This window comes from Streptomyces sp. NPDC001927 (assembly GCF_053594455.1).
Map to the genome: position 1 here is coordinate 202,139 of NZ_JBSFEN010000003.1, position 24,000 is coordinate 226,138.

3 protein-coding genes are annotated in these 24,000 nt (G+C 71.9%); all 3 read left to right on the forward strand.

Annotated features, from left to right (window positions below; translation table 11 throughout):
* Positions 1-44 precede the first annotated feature (44 nt).
* The 3 genes from ACWCO8_RS08440 to ACWCO8_RS08450 all read left to right on the forward strand — a co-directional run bounded on the left by ACWCO8_RS08440 (position 45) and on the right by ACWCO8_RS08450 (position 23,984).
* Positions 45-22,013, forward strand: coding sequence for a scabin-related ADP-ribosyltransferase (locus ACWCO8_RS08440; RefSeq protein WP_451031577.1), 21,969 nt, complete (start codon positions 45-47; stop codon positions 22,011-22,013).
* Positions 22,014-22,098: 85 nt separating this feature from the next.
* A complete protein-coding gene (locus ACWCO8_RS08445; RefSeq protein WP_451031578.1) occupies positions 22,099-22,530 on the forward strand; it encodes a hypothetical protein in 432 nt (143 codons plus the stop codon).
* A gap of 80 nt (positions 22,531-22,610) precedes the next feature.
* Positions 22,611-23,984: a hypothetical protein gene (locus ACWCO8_RS08450; RefSeq protein ID WP_451031579.1), complete on the forward strand. Its 1,374-nt coding sequence runs from the start codon at positions 22,611-22,613 to the stop codon at positions 23,982-23,984.
* Positions 23,985-24,000 lie beyond the last annotated feature (16 nt).

Below are 24,000 nucleotides of genomic sequence, written 5' to 3' on the forward strand. Positions count from 1 at the left end.
TCCTCCGGGCACAGCCGTCCGCCCGACCGGAGGACCCGCACACCATGGCCATCAATCCGCCGAAGGAAATAGCCGACTTCCTCGGATTCGTGAGCGGCATGGAGTGGCCCCAGGCCGACGAGGACCTGATGCGGCGGGTGTCGGAGTACTACGCGTCGATCGCGAAGGACCTGGGGACCCTCTCCGGCTACGTCGTGGAGCTCATCCCGATCGTCAAGGGCGACTTCGACGGTGACGCGGCGGACGCGTTCCTGGTGGCGATGAAGGACCTGACGGGCCAGACCGCGGGCGAGAACCAGCTGACGCAGACGGCCGAACTGGCCCAGCAGCTCTCCGAGGTGGCCCTGAAGGTCGCCAACCAGGTCGAGTACACGAAGATCATGGCGATCCTGCAGCTGGTGGAGCTGCTGGCCCAGATCATGTTCGCCACGATCTTCTCCCCCTTCACCTTCGGTGCGGTGTGGGGGCCGGTCTCGGTGATGTTCACGATGACCCAGGAGGGGCTGAAGAACCTCTTCCTGTGGCTGCTCTCCACGATCATCAGCCAGACCTTCATCGGCATCACCGGCGGTATCTTCCGCGACGCGATCATCCAGCTCTACCAGCTCAGCAAGGGCCACACCAAGGGCTGGAACATGGAGTCGATGATCGACTCCATCAAGCAGGGCGCCCTGACCGGTCTGGTCGGCGGCCCGCTGGAGGTCATCTTCCACTACGGCGGCAAGCTGCTCGGCCGGCTCCTCGGCGGCAGCGACCCGGGGTCGATCCTCAGCCGCCGGGTGGACGACGCGCTGAAGAACAGGGCCGACGACAAGATCGGCGACAGGCTCGACACGACCGTCAAGAACACCACCAAGGACATCCCGGACGCCGGACCCGCCCCCGTCGGGCCGAAGCCGACCGAGAAGCCGGACCTGCCGCCGAACACACCGCGCAACGAGGTCCCGGACGGCACGCCGCCGCCCCCATCTCCGACCCGTACGAGCACCGATGTGGACGTGGACCCCAAGGCCGGGCCGGCGCCGGTCCGTACGGAGACGCCGGGCGACGCCGTCACGACGCCCGCGCCGGCGCCCGCGGCCACCAAGCCGGACGTCCCCGGTACGGCTCCCGGCACGGCGGGCCGCGCGGACGCGCCTGGTACGGCGGGCTCGGCGGGCCGGCCGGACGCACCTGGGGCGGTCAAGACGGATGCGGCCCCCGCACCCGCCGCTACCGCCCCCGCCGCCACCAAGACGGCCGGCGCCGGTGCGGCCGACGCTCCCGCCGGGCAGTCGGCAGGAGCGGGCGCGAAGAGCTCCGGGGGCTCCGGCTCCGCCGGGCGCGCGCTCGATGCCGACGTACCGCAGGGGCTTGACTCCCTGCTGGCCACCAAGAAGGCGCGGCAGGAGTTCTCCGACGACATCGGCGAGCTGCTCGGCGGCGTCAGCCGCCAGCTGGAGACCGGGTTCGTGCGCTTCGGCGAGGGCACCATCGCGGACTCGTTCGCGAACAAGATGGGCGACGTGTTCGCCAAGCACCTCGCGGCCGAGGGCGCCGACGCGGCCCTTAAGGCGGAGATCAAGGCGGCGGGCCGGGACTTCGGCGAGATGCTGACCCGCAAGTGGGTCCGACTCGGCGCCGACCACAGCGACCTCTCCGAGTCCCTGACCAAGGCCCTCGGGGACCTGGCGCAGGTCCAGCCGCTCCGGAACCTCGCGGACGCGATGCCGAACCTCTTCAACCGCTCCGAGCACAACGGCTTCTTCCAGCGGGTCCTGTTCCAGGAGAACCCGCTGCAGGGCAACCCCCTGTACCAGCTGGGCGGCGCCCTCGCCGAGACCCTGAACGAAGGCACCCACGAGATGCTCAGCGAGGGCTTCTACAACGTGGTCTTCGGCGACGGCACGTTCCAGGTCAGCGGTGGTCCGTTCGCCGCGGGCGTGGTCATGAGCCTGCTCGGCAGCGGTCTGAACCGGATGTTCGAGCCGGTCGCGATCAAGTACCAGAACTGGGTCCTGAGCCACCAGCACGCCGACAACCCCCACGACAGCAAGTACTTCGGCCTGTTCCACCCGATCAACATCGCCTCGTTCGTCTCGAACATGACCGGTAACCCCGCGCCCTGGCCGGTCCCGCGCCCCACCTCTGCCCAAGTGGATCCCAGCGTCGCCGCCGAGATGAAGGCGATGATCAAGTGGGTCTTCTCCAACCCCTTCACCGGCAATTCGTTCTTCGCCGGCACGCCCGACACCACCAGCACGGACATCCCGACCGCCGGAAACCTGGACGACGTCCTGAATGTCCCCACGCAGAGCGACGGCGGCACCACGTTCGACCTGCCGACCATCACCCCCGACCGGCCCTTCGGCGAGGAGTTCGCCGACGAACCGCTGTTCGGGAACGGGCCCGTCCCCGACGCCCCCACCGCTACGGCGACCGAGAGCGGCGCCGCCGCAACCGACACCGACGCTCCCGACCGGCCGGCGTTCCGGCCCACCGAGAGCGGCAGCAATGCTTTCACCACCGACGAGTTGGGGCTTGGGCCGTGGCCCGGGGGCGAGAGCGCGACCGAGCCGGGCACGCCCGTGCTGCGTCCCGGTGCCGAGCGCACGTTCGAGGTCGTCACACCGACGGTCACCCCCACCCCACTCACCGCCACCGTCGTCGAATCGCCGTCCCCGGACTCCGGCCCCCGCGCCACGGTGACCGACACGAGCACCGGCCCGAACACTCACACCGACACCCTCGACGAAGGCCGCGACACCACCCGCACGACCGACGACAGCGGCGCGCCTGTCACCCGTAACGACACACCCCTGGACAACAGCACCTCCCCCACCGCCGAGCGACCGGACGGTCCCCCGCCGGGGGACGGCGACGACACACCCCCGCCGCCGGGACCGGACACGCCCACCCGCGTCATCGACGCAGGGATCGCCGTCGGCGAGCTGACCCCCGCCCAGATCGCGGCGCTGCAAGCGCTTCCGCCCCGGCCCGGCGTGTTCGTCGTCGGCATGCACACCGGCCCGCACGGTGCTCCCGACGCCGCCACCACCCTCAGGGCCCTGGTGAAGGCCCACGACGACGGCCGCCTCGACGGCGTCACGCAGATCCGGTTCACGGCCTGCGACCTGGCCGGACCCGTCAGCGAGGCCACGGTCAAGTCGGTCATGAGCGGCCTGTGGAAGCACCGCGCCATTGGCAAGCCCACGCACAGCCCCGACCCCCTCAAGGCCCTCGCCGCCAACGCGCCCGTCTGGTACGTCCCCACCACCAGCACCGGCACGAAGGCCGGCGCCGGGGAACTCATCACGGCCCGGCACCTCGGCATCACCCCGGACGGCAAGCCCGCCGTCCTCACCGAGGACGCCGCCTGGCACGAGTACGCCGACGACGGCGACGCCGAGCACACGGCCGTCCACGAGGCCACGTTCACCGACGAACTCCCGGACCGCTTCGTCCCCCTGAGCCTCGTCACCCCGGCGACCGAGAGCCCGTACCCGGGCTCGATCAGGTTCGGCACGGACCCGGACGGAGGTGGCATCCGTAAGGACGCCGACTTCAGCTGGGACGACGTCAGCGACGGAGCGAACTCCGACGCCGGCGAGTCCGACGGCCCGGCCCCGGCCGTACGCCGGGACGAGACGTTCGACTGGGACGCGCTGAGCGACACCTCCGAGCCGGCGCCGACGAGCCGTACGGAGGCAGCCGCCGTACCCGTCGACGAGAACGCGATCAACCCGCCGCCCGTCTGGCGCGAGGACGACGGACCGCTGTACCGCGTGGACGAACGGCTGCCCGGGCAGATCTTCACCGAGGGGTTCGTGCCGCGCGACGCCACGTCCCTCGACCTGTTCGACTTCGTGGCCTTCGGCGCCGACGGCAACGCCTCGTACGGATTCGTCAGCACGACCCAGTCCCGTGACTGGGCGGTGGACTGGCGCTCCAGCGGACACGTCTACGAGATCGACGCCCCCCACGGCATCGACGTCGCCGAGACGCTGGCCCGGTACAACACGCCCTACGAGTTCGGCGAGCAGGAGGAGATAGCCTTCCCCGGCGGTGTGGCCCCCGAGTACATCAAGGGCGCCTGGCCGGTGGTGTCCGCGGAGCAGCCGGGCGATCCCAACTCCCTCGGCCCGTGGGTCCCCAACCCCGACTACGTGGTCAGTCGCGACCCCGGTGGCACCACCACCCGGCCGGACACGCCGCTCGGCACGATCCCGGCCGGCATCACTGTGGGCAGCCTGAACGACGCCCAGACCAAGGCCCTCCAGGCCCTCCCGCCCCGACCCGGCGTCTTCGTCGTCGGCATGCACACCGGCCCCGACGGCACCCCCGACCCCGTCATCACCCTCAAGGCCCTCACCGACGCCCACGACGCCGGCCGCCTCGACGGCATCACCCACATCCAGTTCACCGCCTGCGACCTGGCCTCGCCCGTCAACGAGGCCACGGTCAGGACGGTCATGAGCGGCCTGTGGACACACCGCGCCACCGGCCAACCCGCGGGCACCCCCGACCCCCTCAAAGCCCTCGCCGCCAACGCACCTGTCTGGTACGTCCCCACCACCAGCACCACCACCGGCACCGACACCACCCCCGGCCACCTCCTCACCGCCCACCACATCGGCATCACCCCCGACGGCAGGCCCACAGTCGTCACCGACGGAGCCGCCTGGCACGAATACAGCGACACCGGCGACACCAACCACACCCCGGTGCACACCGACACCCGCCTCGACGACCTCCCCGACGACGTCCTGACTCCCGTCACCGAACCGGGCACCCCCCACCCCAACGCCGTCAAGTTCGGCACCGATCCCACCGAAGCCGTCCCGCTGTCCCAGGTGCTGGCCAAGGAGTCCTGGGCGATGCTGCTGGACAGCCCGGACGAGGGGATGATCAGCCTGCTCGGGGACGTACTGGACGGGCAGAACGGCACCTGGCGGACGTTGGACACCGACGCGTACTTGGAACTGCGGGCCCGGATCACGGGGAACGAGACCGGCGAGCAGCTCGACGACTCGGTGCGGGAAGGGATCGGCGAGGCCCTCGCCTTCTGCAACGAGTCCATCCGCCCGGGCGACAGCGACACCAGGCGGCTCAACACCATCGCCGAGGCCGTCCAGTTGCTGCACACGGTCGAATCCCTCGACCCCTCGGTCACCGCCGACGTACGGTTCGTGGCCCAGCGGCTGCTGCTGGACCACGGCTATCTGCCGGTCCTGCTCCCGGCCGAGAACCTCAACACGGCCTTCTGGCAGGACTTCCAGGACCGCGCGGCCGAACTGGCCCTGGGCATGGCGGCGTTCGTCCGCGAGACCGCCTGGCGGCCGCAAGGGACGGACACGTCGGGCGGGCCCCTGTCGCGGGCGCTGCCCAAGGAATCCTGGTTGCAACTCCTCGACGGTGGCGACGAACACCTGACCCCGCTGCTCGGTGAGGTGCTGAACGCAGAGCACACCCCGGACGGCGACGACTGGCGGACGCTGGACACCGACGCGTACCTGAGGCTGCGGGCCCGGATCGACGGGACCGAGCCGGCGCCGGACGCCGTGGACGGCGTACGGTCGCGGCTCGACACGATCTTCCGGGACTATCACCAGTCCGTGGGAGAGGCTTCGGGAGAGCTGGAGCGGCTGGGGGCCGTCGCCAAGGCGGTCAAGGACCTGCAGAAGGTGCAGGGGCTGACGCCGTCGTCGGAGAGCCGGTACACGGCCGACGTCCGGTTCGTGGCCCAGCGCCTGCTGCTCGACCAGGGCCACCTCCCGTCGAAGCTGCCGAACGGCGCCTTCGGCAGGACCTTCTGGCAGCGGCGAAGCGACGACCGGATCGCGGAGGAACTGGCCCTGGGGATGGTGCCGTTCATTCGTCGCGTCTCCCAGCCGTCCTCGTCCCCCGAGCCGTCCGGGGTGTCCGCCGGCCCCGCCACGACGAGTTCCGACGGACCCGGAACCGGCACCCCGGTCACTCCGTCCGTGCCCGCTCCGTCCGTGCCCGCTCCGGACACCGGCGCCGTACAAGCCGTGCAGGAGGCGGAGCCGGAGACGCAGGGACCCGACGACTGGCGGGCGGAACTGGACGGTCTCGGTACCCGGACGCAGACGCCGACCACGGCCTACCTGGTGCTGCCGAACGCGGCGCACCACACGGCGGGCCGCTCCGACGCGTTCCTGCGGACCGGCGACAAGCCGTGGGCCACGCTGACGACGGAGCGTCCGCAGCACGGACAGACCCTGCTGGAGGTGACCGTCGATGCGGGCCGCGCCGTCGACACGGGTGACGGCCGGCTGCTGGTCGGCAAGGACGATCTGGTCGGCGCGACCATCTCGGGTGTCTTCACCGAGGGCGACGGGCTGCAACTCTGGCAGGCGCAGACCGAGGCCGACCTGCTGGGCCGGCCGCTGACGCTGCTGACACGGCTCGAGCAGATGCTGGCCGCCAATCCGGGCAGGCGCGCGGACGGCCCGGTGGGCCGACTCGCCCTGCGGATGACCTACGCGGAGGCCTCCCGCCAGGTCGAGCGCCCGCTGGGTGAGCACATCGCCGGGAACGAGAACGTGAGGGAACAGATCCAGCGGCTGGTCAGGGCGATCTGGGACCGGGCCGACGAAGCTCGGCGGCTCACGCTGGGCACCCTCGCGAACTCCGGGAGCGGCTCCGTCGGCGTGCGCCTCGCCGATCTGGAACAGGTCGTCGCCGAGGGGAACCTCCGCGAGCTGATGCACATGCTCGGCAGTGCCGTGCACGGCACTGCCCTCAAGGGCTTGCTCAACTTCAACAAGAGCAAGCCGCCCGTCCTCCAGGATGAGTGGGATCGGCAGGGGCCGCCCGACCCCGCCCGGCGACGCGACGAGATCCAGAAGCTGCTCGACGCGATGCCCGAGGGGCCCGGGCCCGACCGTGAGGCCCTGGAGGCCGAGCAGAACGAGGTGATGCGGACCGATCTCCGCGGGGACGACGTCGTCCCGCCGCTGAGCCCCCGCGAGCGCCGTCATTCACTGGACGGCGACCGGCTGACCTGGATCCCCGGTGAGAACCACCGCTCGATCAAGATGGTCAGCTGGGGCCAGGCTCTGGCGCAGGAGAGCGGCGGCCTCATGAGCGCCGGTACGTCCAACACGACGTACTTCGTGCTGGAAGCCGTCCATCAGCTGAGCCTGCGGTGGGGCGTGGAGGTCGACTACCGGCTCGTCCGCCTTGCCCTGCTCGCCGACATGCTCCCGGTCCACCACCACTCGTTCCACGAGATCATGCGAGCGGCCGCGGAGTTCGGGCGCAACGTCCTGGGCAACGATTCGCTGGAGTACCACGACAACTGGTCCAAGTTCCGCTCACTGCCACCCCTGACCGAGAGCGAACTCCGCTCGGTCATGCCCGGGGGAAGGTTCCCCGACGAGGTCGCCCTGGGGATGGAGGCCCGGGAGACGATGCCGGACTCCGTCCCGCTGCTGAGCCCCGACCAGCACCCGAGGAACACCGGCCGCCGGCTCTCCGGCGTACTGCCGCAGCCGTCCTGGCCGATGCTCCTCGAGCACGTCACCACCCCGGGGGACCGGATGGTCCCGCTGCTCGGCGAGATCCTCGACCGGCAGCCGAGCGCCACCCGGGACTGGCGCCGGCTGCACGCCGACTCCTACCGGGAGCTGCGCCGCCGGATCGAGGGCGGCCCGCAGCCGCAGGAGCCCACGGGTCCCGAGCCCTGGACCGGCGACCCCGTTCCGGAGCCGGATCCGGTGCGGACGGAACTCGACTCCATCTTCGACCGTTACTACGACACCATCGCGGTGTCCGCAACGGACCGTGAGCGCCTCGTGGCCGTCGCCGATGTCGTCCAGCGGCTCCAGAGCATCGACGGACCGCAGCCGTGGTCGACCGACCCCTCGCTCACGCCCGAGCGGCGGGCCGAGCTGCTCAACAAACCGCAGCCGTGGTCGTCCGACACCTCGCTCACGGCCGGTGCCGGCGTCCTGGTCCAGCGCTTCCTCCTTGACCAGGGCTACGCCCCGGCCCTGCTGCCGGCCGACGCCCACACCGCGGACTTCTGGCAGCGGCCCACGGACCAGATCGCGGCCGATCTGGTCACGGCCATGGAGGCGTTCGCCGAACGCAGGCCCGTACGCGACATCCCGGCGGGCATCGCCGTCGGCAGCCTGAGCCCCGCACAGACCAGGGCGCTGTCCGAACTGCCGCCCCGACCCGGCGTCTTCGTCGTCGGCATGCACACGGGCCCGGATGGTGCCCCCGACCCCGCCCTCACCCTCAAGGCCCTCACCGACGCCCACGACGCCGGCCGCCTCGACGGCATCACCCACATCCAGTTCACCGCCTGCGACCTGGCCTCGCCCATCAACGAGGCCACGGTCAAGACCGTCATGAGCGGCCTATGGACACACCGCGCCACCGACCAACCCACCAACACCCCCGACCCCCTCAAGGCCCTCGCCGCCAACGCCCCCGTCTGGTACGTCCCCACCACCGGCACCACCCCCGGCCACCTCCTCACCGCCCACCACATCGGCATCACCCCCGACGGCAGACCCACAGTCGTCACCGACGGAGCCGCCTGGCACGAATACAGCGACACCGGCGACACCAACCACACCCCGGTGCACACCGACACCCGCCCCGACAACCTCCCCGACGGCACCCTGACTCCCGCCACCGAACCGGGCACCCCCCACCCGGGAGCCGTCAAGTTCGGCGACGACGACGGCGAGGCCCCCGGGAACGGCGAGGACGGAACCGGCGCGCTCCAGGACGCCGCGGACGCCGACTCCCTCTCCGTCTCCGTGTCGTTGGACGGCGAGCCGTTCAAGACCCATGAGCTGACCCTGTCGTTCGCGAAGGGCGCCAAGACCGTCGATCCGAACGACGGGCCGCGCATCCACGGCTTCGCCAGGGACCTGGTCCCCGAACTCGCCCGTCGCCTGCGCCAGGAGGAGGACAAGCTGCTGATCACCGTGCACGCCGGCGGCAACAGCTGGTTCTCGGCGGACCGCACCGGTACCGAGCGGGCCGCCTCGATCGTCGAGGCGCTCAGGAACAGCATCAGGTCGGCGGCGGACGCGGCGAACGTCCCGAAGGCCGCCGAGAAGGTCGACTTCGCCGTCGTACCGCGCGGCCGGTCGATCGACGAGGCCGAGGCGACGCGCGGTGAGGCCGGGTCCAAGGCCACGCTGCGGCGCCGGAGCACCATCTCCACCCAGTTGCGGATCCCGCAGATGCGCGACGAGTACGAGCCGTTCGTCAGCGACGCGCTGAGGGTGCACGCGCAGTTCCCGGACAGCGACGTCCACCTCTCGGACCTGGCGATGGCGATCGGCCACGCCCAGGGCAACGAGACCCTGCTCGAAGAGACCGCCGACCCCCACCACCCGACCACGGCGGCGGTCAAGAAGGGCCAGGAAGCGCTGCCCCGCTTCCAGCGGCCCGTACGCAGCAGCGCCCTGCTCAACCTGGCGGAGCTCAGGTCGTTCCGGCAACAGGCGGACAACCGGGGCGCCGAGCACAGCGCGCTGCCGCTGCGCGAGCTGATCGGGCAGGAGGCGAAGTGGCGGCCCGCGACGGAGCACCGGTCCGGCGCCCTGCACAACGTGATCTTCGAGGTGCTCCCGCTGAGCGCCCGTGACGCCCGCAGGTTCCTCGGCGAGGACCGGGTGGTCTTCGCGCCCGACGCCCGGTTCGAGGTCGTCTCGCTGGAGCGCGTGGAGTCCGGCCGGACCAAGGTCACCCTGCGCGAGGTGAACGTAAGGGCCCTCGCCGGTTCCAGCCAGGGCCCGTCCCTGCCTCCGCGGGGCGACACCCCGGCCATCGGCCTCCCCGGCGTCGGCTACCCGGGCCCGAACCGTCCGCTGGACTCGACGCTGGTGTACGACGCCGCCCAGAAGAGGTACGTCTTCCGGGGGCCGCAGTACATCCACCGCGGCGAGGTCGAGGTGGAGATGGTCGACGGGAAGCCGTTCGTACGGTTCTACACGGCGGTGACCAACGAGACGGAGCTGACCGTCGACCCGCACACCCCCGGGCGGGCCGTCTCCACGGCGTACAAGGACATCCAGCAGGATCCCTCCACCGGAAAGATCGTCCTGAGCACCGGCGGGGAGAACGATTCCGTCATCTGGACCGGTGTCGGCACACCGGGACGGGCGATCGCCTGGGCGATGAAGTACGGGGCGGAGAACCCGGCCGCCAACAAGCCGCTGATCCGGTCCTATCTCGTCCCGATGGACGTCTACCACCGGATCACCACGACCGCCGTCCCGGAGATGGACGTCAACGCGCCCGGTGACGCCTTCCGCGGCTACGCGTCCCACGACGGCGTACCCGGAACGGACATCGCCCGGGACAAGGGCGCGTACGCCCAGAAGTACGGCGCGCAGGAAACGGGGTCGACCCCGACGCCGATCGAGGGCGGCCCGACGCCGCAGTCCGGCCGTACCATCAACACCGACCAGCCCGGCGACCGCAACCAGTTCGGCATCCGCGGCGAGCACCTCGCCCTGCTGCGCGCGAGCATCCTGCCGGAATCGCTCATCACCTACTACCAGCACCCGGACGGCACGAGCCAGGACGCCCCGGACGCCCAGTACTCCAAGCACGGCCGCGTCATGCACGTGAACGAGCTGCGCCGCCGGCTCGACATCCCGGACGTCGAGAGCCGCCAGTTGCTCCCCCAGTACAACCCGTGGCTGGACGGCGCCAAGCACCGCAACAATCCCGACCAGCTCAAGAGGATCTCCACCGAGCTGCGCCAGCACTACGTGACCTGGCAGCACTTCCAGCAGGAGCCCTCCGAACGCATGCCGCACCCCCTCCTCGAGGAGACGGTGGGCAAGTTCGACAAGCGCCTCGACCAGCTGAAGACCTTCCTGCGGGAGCACGCCGAACAGTTCGCGAACGACGACACGCTCCCCGCCGACCTGCGGATCCTCGACCACGACATCGAGAGTCCGGAGCACGACAAGGAGTCCGTGGACCGCTTCATGACGGAGACGGTCCTGTCGTGGGCGTCACACGCGGAGATCGCCCATCTGTTGTCCCGGCAGGCCGACGAGGTGCTCGCCGACCGGAACCTGACGGACACTCCGGTCCTGCACGACTTCCACGACATGCGTCAGCAGCACGCCGACAACGTCAAGCTCCAGATCCGGGCGGGCGAGAAGATCACCGAGCTGTGGCGCAACGGCGCGCCGCCGTACCGGATGATCGACCGCCTGATGCGGGACTACCCGGAACTGTCGATCCTGTACAGCCAGATCTGTGCGACCACTGAGCGGTACAGCTTCTTCGAGCACGCCCAGATGGTGGTGGGCCAGTACCTCAAGCTCGCCTCCGTCGACGGCGCCGACAGCGACCGCGTGGTCCCGGTCGACGCGATCGTCAAGGCGATCCTCTTCCACGACATCGAGAAGCTGAACTCGAAGCTGATGTACGGAAAGGACAAGGCGAAGCACGACGCCGAGCCCGAACACCGCGGCGCCGTCGAGCTGATGAAGCGGTACCGCTATCTGTGGGGCGACTCGGACGAGGCCAGGCGGGGGTTCGAGGCAGCGGTCCTGATGGTCGACTCCGACCCCTTCGGCTTCTACTACCGCACCATGCACAGCGGTAACGAGGAGGCCAACCGGGACGCCACGTTCCTGTGGCTCGCGAAGGCCGCGCTGAAGCTGACCGGCAAGCCGGCGTTCGTCCACGACGGCACCCGGCGCGGGGTCGTCGAGCTGACGGACGCCGACACCGACGTGATCACCAAGTTCTTCCACGAGTTCCACCAGTACTACCTGGCCGACTATTCCTCGTACACGAACTACACCCAGTTCGTCCGCCACCGCGACCTGCCCTGGACCCCGTACGGGGACATCCCCGAGGGTGTCGGGGAGCTGGCGCGGAAGAACGAGCTGCCGGTTCCGGACAATGTCGACGGCGTGTCGATCGTCTCCGAGGGCTCCGAGGGCTCCAAGGGGTCGAAGGAATCGGAGGAGTCGAAGGAATCCGAGGACTCCCGCGCGACCAGCGCCGGAGGGCGCCGGCCGGGGGACGAGGCGCTCGACGCCAGGTCGACCCGGGGCAAGGCGACGTTCAACAAGAGCTTCCTGCCTCCCGGCGACCAGCAGGGCCCCGCCGAGAGCCCGTACCCCCTCGGCCCTGGACCGAAGCTGGCCGAGACCCAGTCGGGTGACCTCGAACGCCCGCTGCGGTTCGCGTTCAAGAACCACTACGAGCAGATGTACCGCCAGCTGGCGGAGATGTTCGCCTCGCCCGAGGTCATCCGGGAGAAGTTCAGGAGCATCGGCGAGGACGAACTGAAGTCCATGGTCCGCGCCCTCGATCCCACCGTGGTCACGGGCGGCAAGAAGAAGCGGGACCAGCTCGACGTCGACGACATCCTCGGCGACATGTGGCTCCTGGACGAGGTCGCGACGAACGACCGGACCCCCGGCGCGGGGTCGAGTCCGGATCTCGGCCTCGGCTTCGGCCTCGGCTTCGGCCTCGGGGAGGACGGCTACTTCCCGGTGCACACGACCTCCGGGTCCACCTCCGGGTCGGATGCCGGGTCCCAGAGCGGCGACGCGCTGACGGGCATGTCCGGAAGCCGCCCGTTCGGGACCGACGAGGCCGGCGCGACCACGACGGCGGACGGATCGCCGGCCACCCAGGACCTGCGGGCCGACCAGGCCGACCAGGCCGATCAGGCCGACCAGGCCGGCCGGATCGACGAGATCGTCGAGGCGATCACCCGGTCCCGGCAGGAGAACGACACCCACCACCTCATCGATCCGGGCACCGATCCCGCCGAGGCGGACAAGCTCCGGGACACCATCGGCCGGTTCCCGCGCGACGACCGGTTCTTCACCCTGGCCAGTCATGTCGTCGGCACCGACGGCGCGCCCACCTGGCGGGGTCGGCGGGTCTCCTCCGCCGAGCTCGCCGCCGTCCTGTCCCGCCTCGCCGGGAGTGGCGTCTGGGACACCGCCAAGCCGCTGCAGTTCGCCGCCTGCGACCTCGGCCGCGGGCTCGACCGGTCGTACGCCGCGAACACCCTGCGGGAGCTGCGCGCGCTGCTCCCCGAGCTGCCGCTGACCGCCTTCGCGCCGCAGTCCACGCTGTGGTTCGTCCCCCAGGTCACCGGTCCGTTCACCACCGATCCCACCGGCCCCGGGCACACCGTCGCCGCGCACAAGGTCGGCTGGGACTCCATGGGCAGGCCCAGGCTCGAACCGGACCACTGGGTCCGGCTGGCTCTCCCCGTCGGGGAGGTGGCCGAGGTCGAGGCCGTGGTCCTCGACGCCCACATGCCGCCGGACGGCACCCTGCCGGTCGACGCCGTACCGGTCACCGTCCCGGCCCCGAGCGGTTACGTCACCTCCGGGCCCACGAGCATCGACCCCCTTCCGGACGCCGTGCCGTTCGGCGGGAACGACAACGGCGAGGGCTCCTCCTCGCAGCCGACGCCGGTCGCGGCTCCCGCGGCCACTCCCCCGCCGGTCATCGTCGTCACCCCACCCGCCACCGACCCCACACCCCAGGTCCCCTGGCACGTCGCGGACGGGGCGCTCGGCGACGGGTACGTGACGTCCGTGCACCCCTGGGCCGACGCCGACAGGAAGACGTGGCTGGCCTCGGCCGAGCGGTCACTGGGCGAGCGGGGCGGCCTGGACGCCAAGACCGTCACGAAGATCATGAACCGGCTGAGCCCCATGGTCGCCGGCGACGACCCGAAAGCCTGGCAGCGGTTCCTGGAGAACGGCCTGGTCTTCCGGGCCAACGGCAAGCGGGTGACCCTCACCGCCTGGCCGGAGAACCTGAGCCACCACGGAGCGCAGCCGAAGGAGGAGTTGGCGGGCTTCGCCTCGCGCAACCAGCCCGTGAGCAACCGTACGGTGACCTCGGGCGGCAACGTTTCGGTCGCCGTGACCGGGGACTACGCCGTGAAGCTGCTGAACGCCGGCGCCCTGACCGGCGTGACCCCGTCCGTCAAGGTGACGGCGGGCACCACGACCGGCACGTCCCGTACGGCCACAGTGGACACCCAGGGGGCCGGCCGGACCGTGATCAAGGAGATGGTCGAGTTCAACGGCGACGTGGACGTCACCGTACGCGTCGAGGGCAAGGCCCCCGTCGTCCTGCGCGCTCCCGACCGGCTGCGCATGGCCTTCCCGGAGGCTTCCGTACCGCTGACCGGGACGGCCTGGACCGGTCCCAGGACCGTGGTGAACCCGAACGGCCTGAAGGCGGTGCTCTCCACGGTCAACGCGGTCGCGTCGAAGCAGCTCGTGACCGATCTCGCCGACCACCTGGCGGCGGCGAAGGTGGCGCCGAACGTGGCCGCGAAGTTCCTCAACGAGGTCACCGAGGACCTCCTCAACGAGAAGACGCTCAAGGACAGCAACCAGTGGTGGAGCAGCGGCAGTTGGACGTCCAAGGTGTTCACCGCGGACGGCCGTCCCGGCAGCCGCTCGCTGGCCGGCCACTTCCAGGTCGGCGCCCGGCTCACCAGCCTCGAACGCAAGGGTGACACCGGCGGCAAGCTGCGGGTGCGCGAGGACTTCGCGGACTCCTTCGGTGTGAAGGCGAGCGGCAAGCACAGCGGCAAGGCGGGGGTGACCGTGAGCACCTCGGGCGTGGTCTCGCTCAGCCCGCACCTGGTCGTGCCGAGCGTGGACTTCGCGGTGAACACCGCCCGCGCCCACAACCTGGACGCCGGCGGCTCGGACAAGAGCAAGCAGAAGCTCAAGTTCGCGAGCGAGAAGCAGGCCGACTACCGGGCGGAGGCGGACTTCCGGGTGGAGTTCACCTCCCTGTCGAAGAACTCGATCCCGCCCTTCGAGTCCCGCCTTGTCCTGGCCGTGGGGGTTCCGACCTCGCAGGCGTCCCGGTTCGAGGAGCTCATGCTGGGGCCCGCACCCTCGGATCCGACGGCCGCGCCCGTCCAGGCACCTCTCCCGCCCCCGCAGCCTGCCCCCGGCCCTGCCCCTGTCCCGACTCCGGTGTCGCGCTTCCGGGCCGCGACGCAGGCCATCCGCGGACTGCTGCGCATCGCCCGCCAGGAGCCGGCCGCCAACTTCGACGTCGGCGTACGGCGCCCCTTCCCCAGCGGGGGCATGCCCAGCGCCGAGGGGCTGCTCAGGATCGCGAGACGGCAGCCGATCGAGATCGCCGTCCCGCGGGGCGGGGTACCCCACACGGATGCCTGGAACCGGCTGCGGGCCCACCCCAACGTGACTCTGGTCGACGACCGCGACTCGTACTCCTTCCAGGGCCCACAGCCGTCCCCGGACGACGCTCCCCGGCCGTTCTTCCGCTACTTCGCGGACGACCAGGGCACCATCACCGCGGCCCAGCGGCTCGGCGCCACGGACTTCACGAGGCTGTTCGGCCCCCTGCCCAAGGCCCACGAGGGCGGTTTCGCCGAGCTCACCGCGTTCCTCGGCGCGCACCCCGAGATCTCGCTGGTGGTCGTACCGGACCCGCAGTTCGCCCTCGACCACCCGGAGGCGGCGCCGGATCTGCAGGACCTGACCGGCCATCCGCAGGTCTCCCCGCAGGCCGTGCCCGGCCGGCACCGTACGGTGGTGGTCACCGACATCACCGCCGACGGCACGATCGAGGTGCCCGGCACCTGGCGCCACGCGGTGGAGCAGGCGACCCTGAACCTCGCCGCCGCCACCGCCCAGACGCCCCCGGCGCAGTTCGCCCGTTCGCACGAGCCGCCGCGGATGCAGGAGCGCGGCGTGGCGGAGCTGGAGGACTTCGCCACCCGGTACGGCCCGGTCGAGTTGCAGATCAGCCCGGAGTACGCGCAGGCGCGGGAGCTCGCGGACTCGTTCCGGGACGACGGCCGGGTCCGTCTGCTGGACGTGACGGGGACGCGGGAGACCTCGTCCCAGCCGCAGAGTTCGACCGCGGCCCGACCGGAGCCGCCGACGACGTACCTCATGGTGGTCGACGGCAACGGCGCCCTCCTGGGCCCCTTCCCGCCGCGTGAGTTCGCCGTCGACCCGCGTGAACCGCTGTCCCTTGCCTCGCGCAAGGGCCTCGGCCCCGGCGTGGTCGGGGAGCTGCCCGGGGCGGAGAAGGTGCTGCCCGCGGCGCGCGACTGGCTGGACGCGCACCTGACTGCGGCCGGCCTGAAGAAGCAGCTCGGCGAGGAGGAGTACGGCCAGTTCCAGCGGGACCTCGCGGCCGCCTTCGGCACTCCGGGGATGCGGGCCCGCTTCTCCAAGCTGATGGGTTCGGGGGTGCCGGTCACCCTCAAGGCGGGCAGCCACGAGATCCGGCTGCACCTGCGCACCGAGCTCAAGGAACTGCGGGAGACGTCCGAAGAGAGCGACGTCACGCTGGGCCGCTCGGCTCAGCGCAGCACCAATTACGGAGTCGGCCAGAGCGACCAGGTCTCGTTCTCGGTCTCCGGGGGCGCCACCCTGCGGATCGGCACGGGCGGCGGGGTCCGCGTCGAGGTGCCCGGGGTCAAGGTGACGGGCGGGGCCTCGCTCTCCAACGTCAAGGAGTCCGTGAGCTCCACGGTCAAGTCGTCCCACGGCGAGGAGTCCACCGGTACGCACACCGCGTTCACGTACGCCGCCGTCCACCAGCTGACCGCCACCGTCCACGACGGCAGCGGGACCCTCGTGTCCGGGACGTCCCTGGAGTTCGGCGGGGACGACACCTCGGCCGTGGTGCGCGTGAGCAACGAGCACCTGGCGACCTCGCCGCACGATCCGGCGCGGTTGGTGACCGTGGGCACCACGACGGTCTTCGGGGGCCCGGACGAGCCGGGCTGGGTCGGCGGCGGCCCGGGCCAGACCGCGCAGTCCGTCCTGCCGTCCTCGGGACTCGGCGGTCTGCACGCAGAATTCCTGGGCACCAAGGAACTCGCGGCGGCCGCGGCCGCGTTCGTGGCCGAGCGCGGCGGAGGCACCCCGCCGACCGACCTCGACACGACGTTCGGCGAGCGCTCGGGCGACACGGTCGGCGCGCTGCGCCGTGGCCTGACCCCGGAGCTGGAGGAGGTCTTCGCCCCCACCTTCCTGCGGTCCGAGTTCGAACAGCTCACCGGACCGGAGGGCGCGGTGTTCCCGCTCCCTCCGAACCCGTCCGGCCACCCGCAGGCCCTCGTGGTCAAGCTGAAGCTGGCGGGTCCAGCGCACGAGACGACGGGTACGGAGACGAGCCTGTCGCACAGCACGGAGACCGGCACCAAGTCGAGCGTGGCGGACACCTCTTCGCGCAACATCGGCGGCACGTTCAGCGCGGGTGTCACCGCCAACTTCAACGGCGACACCCCTGGTGGTGGGTCCTTCGCCGCGAGCGGCTCGGTGGAGGGCACCCGGACCTTTACGGACGTGGCCACCCGGGTCTCGAACAGCACCGTGTCGTCCACGCTGACGTACCAGGGCGCGAGCCACCGCTTCCGCGCCGACGCCCACTACGAGATCACCCATCACACGTGGGTGCCCGCCGGGAAGTTCAAGGCGGTCTCCGACACGGCGACCCTGTACGCGAAGGTGACCGGCGGCGTGGAACTGGCCGTGCCGGACCAGCAGGCGCGTGACCTGGGACTCCCGCTGCCCGCGGAAGCGGGCCCGAACCCGGTCGCGGGCCCTCACCCGGAGCGGTCGTACGTCAACGCCCATCTGGCGAACGCCGTCTCCCACGTGGAGAAGCTGGACGCGGACCAGATGTTGCCCACGATCAAGAAGACGCTGCACGAGTTGAAGGTGATTCCGGACGCCCTGCGCGACACCCCGACGGAGCTGAACCGGGCCTTGGCCGCGGTGTTCTCCAAGGAGTCGCTGCGGGCCAACTTCGCAGGGCTCAGCACGACGTCGGTACGCCAGCTGCTCAAGCTCCAGCTGCCGGGGGGTGGTACGCGCCTGATCGGCATCCGGGCCACCGCCGACGTGGGCGAGGCCACGTACGAGCGCCCTCGGGGCGACGTCATCATGGCCGTGGGTGATTCGGCCACCGCCTCGCTCGGTTCCGCCTCGGGCATCTCCGACAAGATCGGCGGGCAGGCCAGTGTGGCGTTCAAGGGGAGCGCGGGCGCGAGCGGGCCGCGCGGTGGCGTGAAGGTCGGCGGCGGCGCGGAGTCCACCTCGGGGCGGACCGCGACCGAGACGACGAACGTGAAGGACCAGCACGGTCTGGAAGTCACCGGGCAGGCGCAGGAGTTCTCGCACCCGGTGCGGTACAGCGTGGAGGTCTTCGACGCGGGCGAGCCGCACCAGCTGGTACGGCTCGCGGGCACGGCGCTCACCGCCCCGGCGCAGCTCATCGACTGGGCGACGGACGGCCGGGCCGGCCGGTGGTTCACGGAGCAGTGGGGTACCCAGTGGGACGCGCTGGTCCCCTCGGGCCACAAGCCGAAGCGGACACTCGACGTGCCGGGCGGCCAGGTCCACCTGCTGGTCCCGGACCACCTGACCCAGGAGGGCCCGGGCGCACACACCCCGCCGGTGCCCGTGTCCGGCCATGTCCGCCCGCAGGGCCCGACGCCGGTCCCGGAGCCGGTCCAGAAGCTGACGACGGCCCTGGCGCCGACCGTGCAGGCGCTGTCGATGCCGGGCTTGGACCGGGTGCTGCCCTGGCTGTCGGCGGCGGCGTCGCTCCCGCACCGGGTGGCGGCGGACGACACGACGCCGCCGAGGCGGCGGGACCTCGCACCGACGACCCTGGCGGGCCTCCGGACGGACGTCCTGACGACCGAGCGGAACCTGCGCGCCAACATCGGCGCGCTGCTGGGCGACGGCTACCCGGTCCCGGTGGCCGACGGCAAGAAGGTCACCGTACGCCTGGTGGTGCACCGCACCCGGCACCTGACGTCGGCGGAGTTCGACACGGGGGTCGAGACCGGCGTGGTGGAACGGGAGAAGGAGAAGGAACGGGAGAAGGGCTCGGGCGCCTGGTCGGGCTCGGTCACCCCGGACGCCGGCAGCGGCCCGGCGAACACGAGCGCGCCGATCTCGTTCGGCGGCGAGTGGGGCGGCAACGGCAGCACCTCACAGGGCGAGACGATCGACGAGCGCGAGAAGAAGAAGGGCGTCCAGCACTACTACGAGGCCGACGTGACCTGGGTCCTCACAGGAACCGACGGCACGACGGCCGAGGTCAAGGCGGACGGCGGCCTGATCGGCCTGATCCACGAGTCGTTCGTGGACAAACTGACGGAGTCCCACGCGGGCTTGTTCGGCGCGAAGCCGGTGCCGGTGGCGCCGGCAGGTCCGGTGGCGCCGGTGGACGCGGGGGCGCCGGGGGCCGGGACCGGGGCGGCTCCGGGGGCCCCGGGGGCGGCGACCTCGGCGGATGCGGCGGATGCGGCTTCGACGGCTTCGGCGGATACCGCGACCTCGGCGGATACGACGGATCCGGTGGCCCCAGGGGCGACGGGGACCGGGGCAGCTCCGCGGACGACGGGGGCCCCAACGGCGCCGGAGGCGCCACAGGCCCCGGCGACTCCCGTGGCCCCGGACACCCAGACGCCCCCGTCGGATCCAGCGGCTGCGGCGACCTCCGGGACGACCGGGAACCCGTCGGCTCCAGCGACTCCCTGGGCCCCGGCGACTCCCGTGGCCTCGGCTACCCCGACGACCCCGGTGGCTCCGGCGACCTCGGGGACGGCGGGGAACCCGTCCGCTCCGGAGGCGCCACGGGTCCCGGCGACACCAACACCCCAGGACACCCCGACTCCCCCGTCAGATACAGAGGCTCCGGCGACTTCGGAGAAGGCCGGGAACCCGTCGGCTCCGGAGGCCCCGGATGCTGCGGCGACCTCGGCGGGTACGACGGCTCCGGTGGCCCCGCGGACGACGGAGGCTCCGGAGGCGCCACAGGTCCCGGCGAAACCGACGCCCCAGGACGCCTCGACGCCCCCATCGGATACGGCGGCTTCGGCGACCTCGGCGGATACTGTGACTCCGGTGGCCCCGGCGGCTCCAGTGACCCCGGTGGCGATGGGGCCTGGGACGGCTCCCGAGGCGCCCGTGGTCCCGGCGACTCCGACGACCCTGGACACCCCGACGCCCTCGGCGGATACAAATGCTCCGGTGGCCGCGGGGAACCCGGAGGCCCAGGCGCCTCTGGAGACCTCAGCAACTCCGGACACCTCGGAGGATCCCGCGGATCCCGCGGATCCGGTGGCCCCGGCGGCTCGGACGACCCCAGCGGCCCCGGACGCTCCGATGACCCCGGTGACGACCGGGAACCCGGAGGCTCCGGAGGTCCCCGCGACTCACGTGGCCCCGACGACCCCAGCGACTCCGCTGACTCCGGACGCTCCCTCGACCCTGACGGATACGACGACTCCGGTGGCCCCTATGGCCCCGGCGGCTGTGGCCAACCCGCTAACGCCGACAGCACCGGTAGCCCCGACGGCCCCGGAGTTGCCGCTAACCCCCGAGACCCCTACGACTCCAACGACCTCGGCAGCCCAGCCGACCACGGACGCTCCGTCGTCCCCGACGACCCCCGTGGCTCCTGTCACCCCGGTGGCTCCGGTGGCACCGCAGCCGCCAGTGAACCCGGAGGCCCCGACGGGTACGGAAGCCCCCGCGACCCTGACAGCAACGGCGAACCCGCTGGCTTCGGCACCACCAACTGCCCCGACAACCCTGGAGGCTCCGGCAGGACCCGAAACCCCGACTACCACGGGCCCCCTGACAACCCAGGTGGCCCCAACACCCCCGGGGGCGCCAGTGGTCCCGGATTCCCCGACGGATACGGGAGCCCCGGCGACCCCGGCGGCTGCGCCGCACCCGCTGACTCCGGCAGCACCCGTTGCTCCGGGGGCCCCGACGGCTCCGGCGGTGGCGAACGTCGTCCCGGCCGCGTCGAGTTTGGGCTCCAACGCTGTAGTGGACCCGGTCCCGGTGGCCGTCGTCGCGGCGGACGTACACCCCGCCCCCGCCGTCCCGACGGATCCGGCCCCGGTGAGTCCGCCCTCGCAGGGCGGGGACCCCGCGAGCCCGGTCCCGGCGCCCACCACCGTCGTCACGCCGACTGCGGACGGCACCGCCACAGACGCGGCCGCCACGGCCGACGACGCCCACGGCCCCGGCCCGACGATCGTCGTCACGCCGCAGAACACCGCCCCCGAGGGTCCGGTGGAACCGGGCATGGAGAACGTACCGACCGTCTCGGTGACCTCACCGCCGGAGCCGCCAGCGGGCGAGGCCGCGCCGCCCGGCATGCCCTACGACATGAGTCGGTACGAGCGGGGCGGTACCAACCCGCCCCGGTTCCGGGCATCGACGGTGCGCATCGAGCCGTCCGCGGACGTGGACCCGTACGAGCTCGTGCTGAACGGCGGGCTGCCCAAGGACGCCGCGTCCTTCCCGGTCTACCGGCCCGTCCGGCCCGTGCACACCGTGGACCGGCCCACCCTCACCGTGTCGGGCGACAACGGCTTCGCCCTGCCCCAGCACGAGGGACGGTCCCGGGAGTTCTACGCCTCCCCGCAGGTCATCCAGGAGGCACAGGCCGGCCTGGCCGCGGCCGGCGGTACGTTCCGGCTGACGGTGGATGACACGTCGTACGTCCGCTACGGCGGACCCGACGCCGAGCACACCCTCCACCAGGTCACCGTCGAAGGCAGCGGCTCCGGTGCCACTGGACCCGTCGTCCTGGTCGGCAGCCCCCAGGGCCCCCACCTCGCACTCCGCAACGACTCCCTCGCCCACCAGCGCGAGGCGGACATGCGCGAGGCGGTGGAGACCAACCTCCGGCACTACGGAGACCAACTACTCTCACTAGCCCAACAGTTGCACCAACTCGAACCGGACTCCGGCCGCACAGAACTGGCCCGGGCCCTGGCCGATCTCCACCAGGCGCGCACGGGGCTCGCCGCCCCGGACATCGATCCGGCTGAGCGGGCCCGGCTCGAACGGGCCGAGGCGGCCGCCCTCGCCGCCGCGGTCCACGCGCTGGCCGCCGACGCCGGGGACGCGTACGGCACCTCGGACGAGGACTGGTACCTCCACCTCGCCCCGGGCGCTGCCCTCACCCTGCCCACCGTCGACTGGTCCCTCTGAACCGCGCCCGGCGGTCCGTACGTTCTCCCGGGAGCGTACGGCCGCCGGGCCGTCCGCCGCCGCTCACCAAGGACAGGACCTCGCCATGACCGACCCCACCACCCCGGAGTTCCGGCTCGCCGCCGTCTTCGACCACGTGGATCCGGACACCGGGCCCGGCTTCGCCGTCGACCACCCGGCGGTCGAGGACCCGGAGCTTCTGGGCCTCTTGGTCGAGCGCCTGAACGCGGGCACGCCCGTACTGGTGACTCCGGTGCTGATGGACGACGTACTGAACCCCGAGCGCCGTGCGGAGGTGCCGATGAACTTCCGCACGGACGGCACCTGGGTGTGGACGGACACGGTCACGTACTACCTGGAGCAGTACGCACTCGCCCCGGAGCCGGGCCTCCTCGCGCACCTGAGCTCCCCGGACTACGCGATCCCGGGCCCACTGGACCAGGAGGCCGTCGAGCGGGCCGTCGCCTTCGTGCTCACCCCGGCGCCGGAGGGCGAGACGGTTCACGTGCTGAGCTGACCGGCCCCGCTGAACCGCGAACCGGTGCCGGTCCGTTCGAACCGGTTGCGGGAGTACCGCGCAGACCGAGGGGAATCACGGTGGACAACAACGAACAGCGGCACGGGACCGCCGGCGGAGCGCCGGCGGCCATCGCCCTGCCTGCGGTCGCCTGGCAGGCGACCGGTGAGGAGCCGACGGCGGTCGCCTCCGGCCCGGCGAGCCCACCCCTGCCCCTGCCCGCGCTCGCCCCGGAATCCTCGGCTCCCGAAGCAGCGCAACCCGAGCCCGAGCCCGCGACCGCTCCGGTCGCCGGGGCCGTAGCGGAGCTCCCCGGAGCCACCCCGTCCGCGCAGCCGGACCAAGCGGCCGAGCCCGCGGCAGCGTCCCCGGAGGCGGCACAGGAAACGGCCCCCGAATCCGCCCAGGACCCAGCCGCCCACGCCCTGCCCGAAGCAGCCGCCCCCGCCGCGCCATCCACCCCCCGCCCGACGCGGCGGATCTCCAAGCCGATGATCGCCGCGGCGGCCACCTCGGGCGTCGTGCTCATGGGCCTGCCCCTGCTGCTCTCCCAGCTCGGCGGCGACCCCGCCCCCGGCCGCGTCCCGCCCCGCCCCACGGGCTTCAACCAGCCCGACGGCGCCCCCGACGCCTTCGTACCGGGGGCCGACGCGCCGGACAAGGGGTCGCTGCCCGGTGTCGCCGCCGTCCCGGGCGCGGCCGTCGCTCCGACCAAGGGCACCTCGAACTCGAACACCCCCGTGACCAACACCGGCACCGGCACCGGCAAGGGCGCCGGCCCCAGCGGCAGCCCGGCGGCCGGACCGCGTAACGGCCCCACCACCGGGCAGGGGTCCAGCCCCGCCGGCTCCCCCACCACCGCGCCCGGCGCGAACAAGCAGCTGCCGGCCTCCGACCCGCGTACGACGGCCCCGTCGGCCCCGCCCAAGAAGGAGTACGCCGCCGTGGCAGGCCCGGGGTGCACCGGCGCGGGCACCGGCTTCAGCCGCCGCGGTTGGTACACGGACGGCAAGGAGGGCTGGAGGCAGTTCGGTACCGGCGGCTACGGCAGCAGCGGCTGCAACGGCGACTTCTTCGCCATGCCGATGTCCGGCCACAACGGCTCGGACGCGAAGAACTCCATGCTGTGGACCTTCCGCACCGGCGCCGTCACCACCGGCACCTGCCAGGTCGCCGTGCACATCCCGAACAACAGCGACATCAAGGCCGTCGGCGGGAAGCCGTCGTACTACACCGTGCACGCCGGTGACTCGGGCAGCAGCCCCTTCCTCGGCTCGTTCACCGTCAACCAGCCCTCCCAGCTGGGCCGCTGGGTCGGCGCGGGCAGCTTCCGGATCACCGGCGGCCAGCTGGCCGTGAAGCTGCACGACCGGGGCCAGGACTGGTCGGGTTCGACCAAGACGTACGCACATCACGGGGGCGACGCCGTGCGCGTCCAGTGCACGTCCTCCTGAACCGCCCCGAACCCAA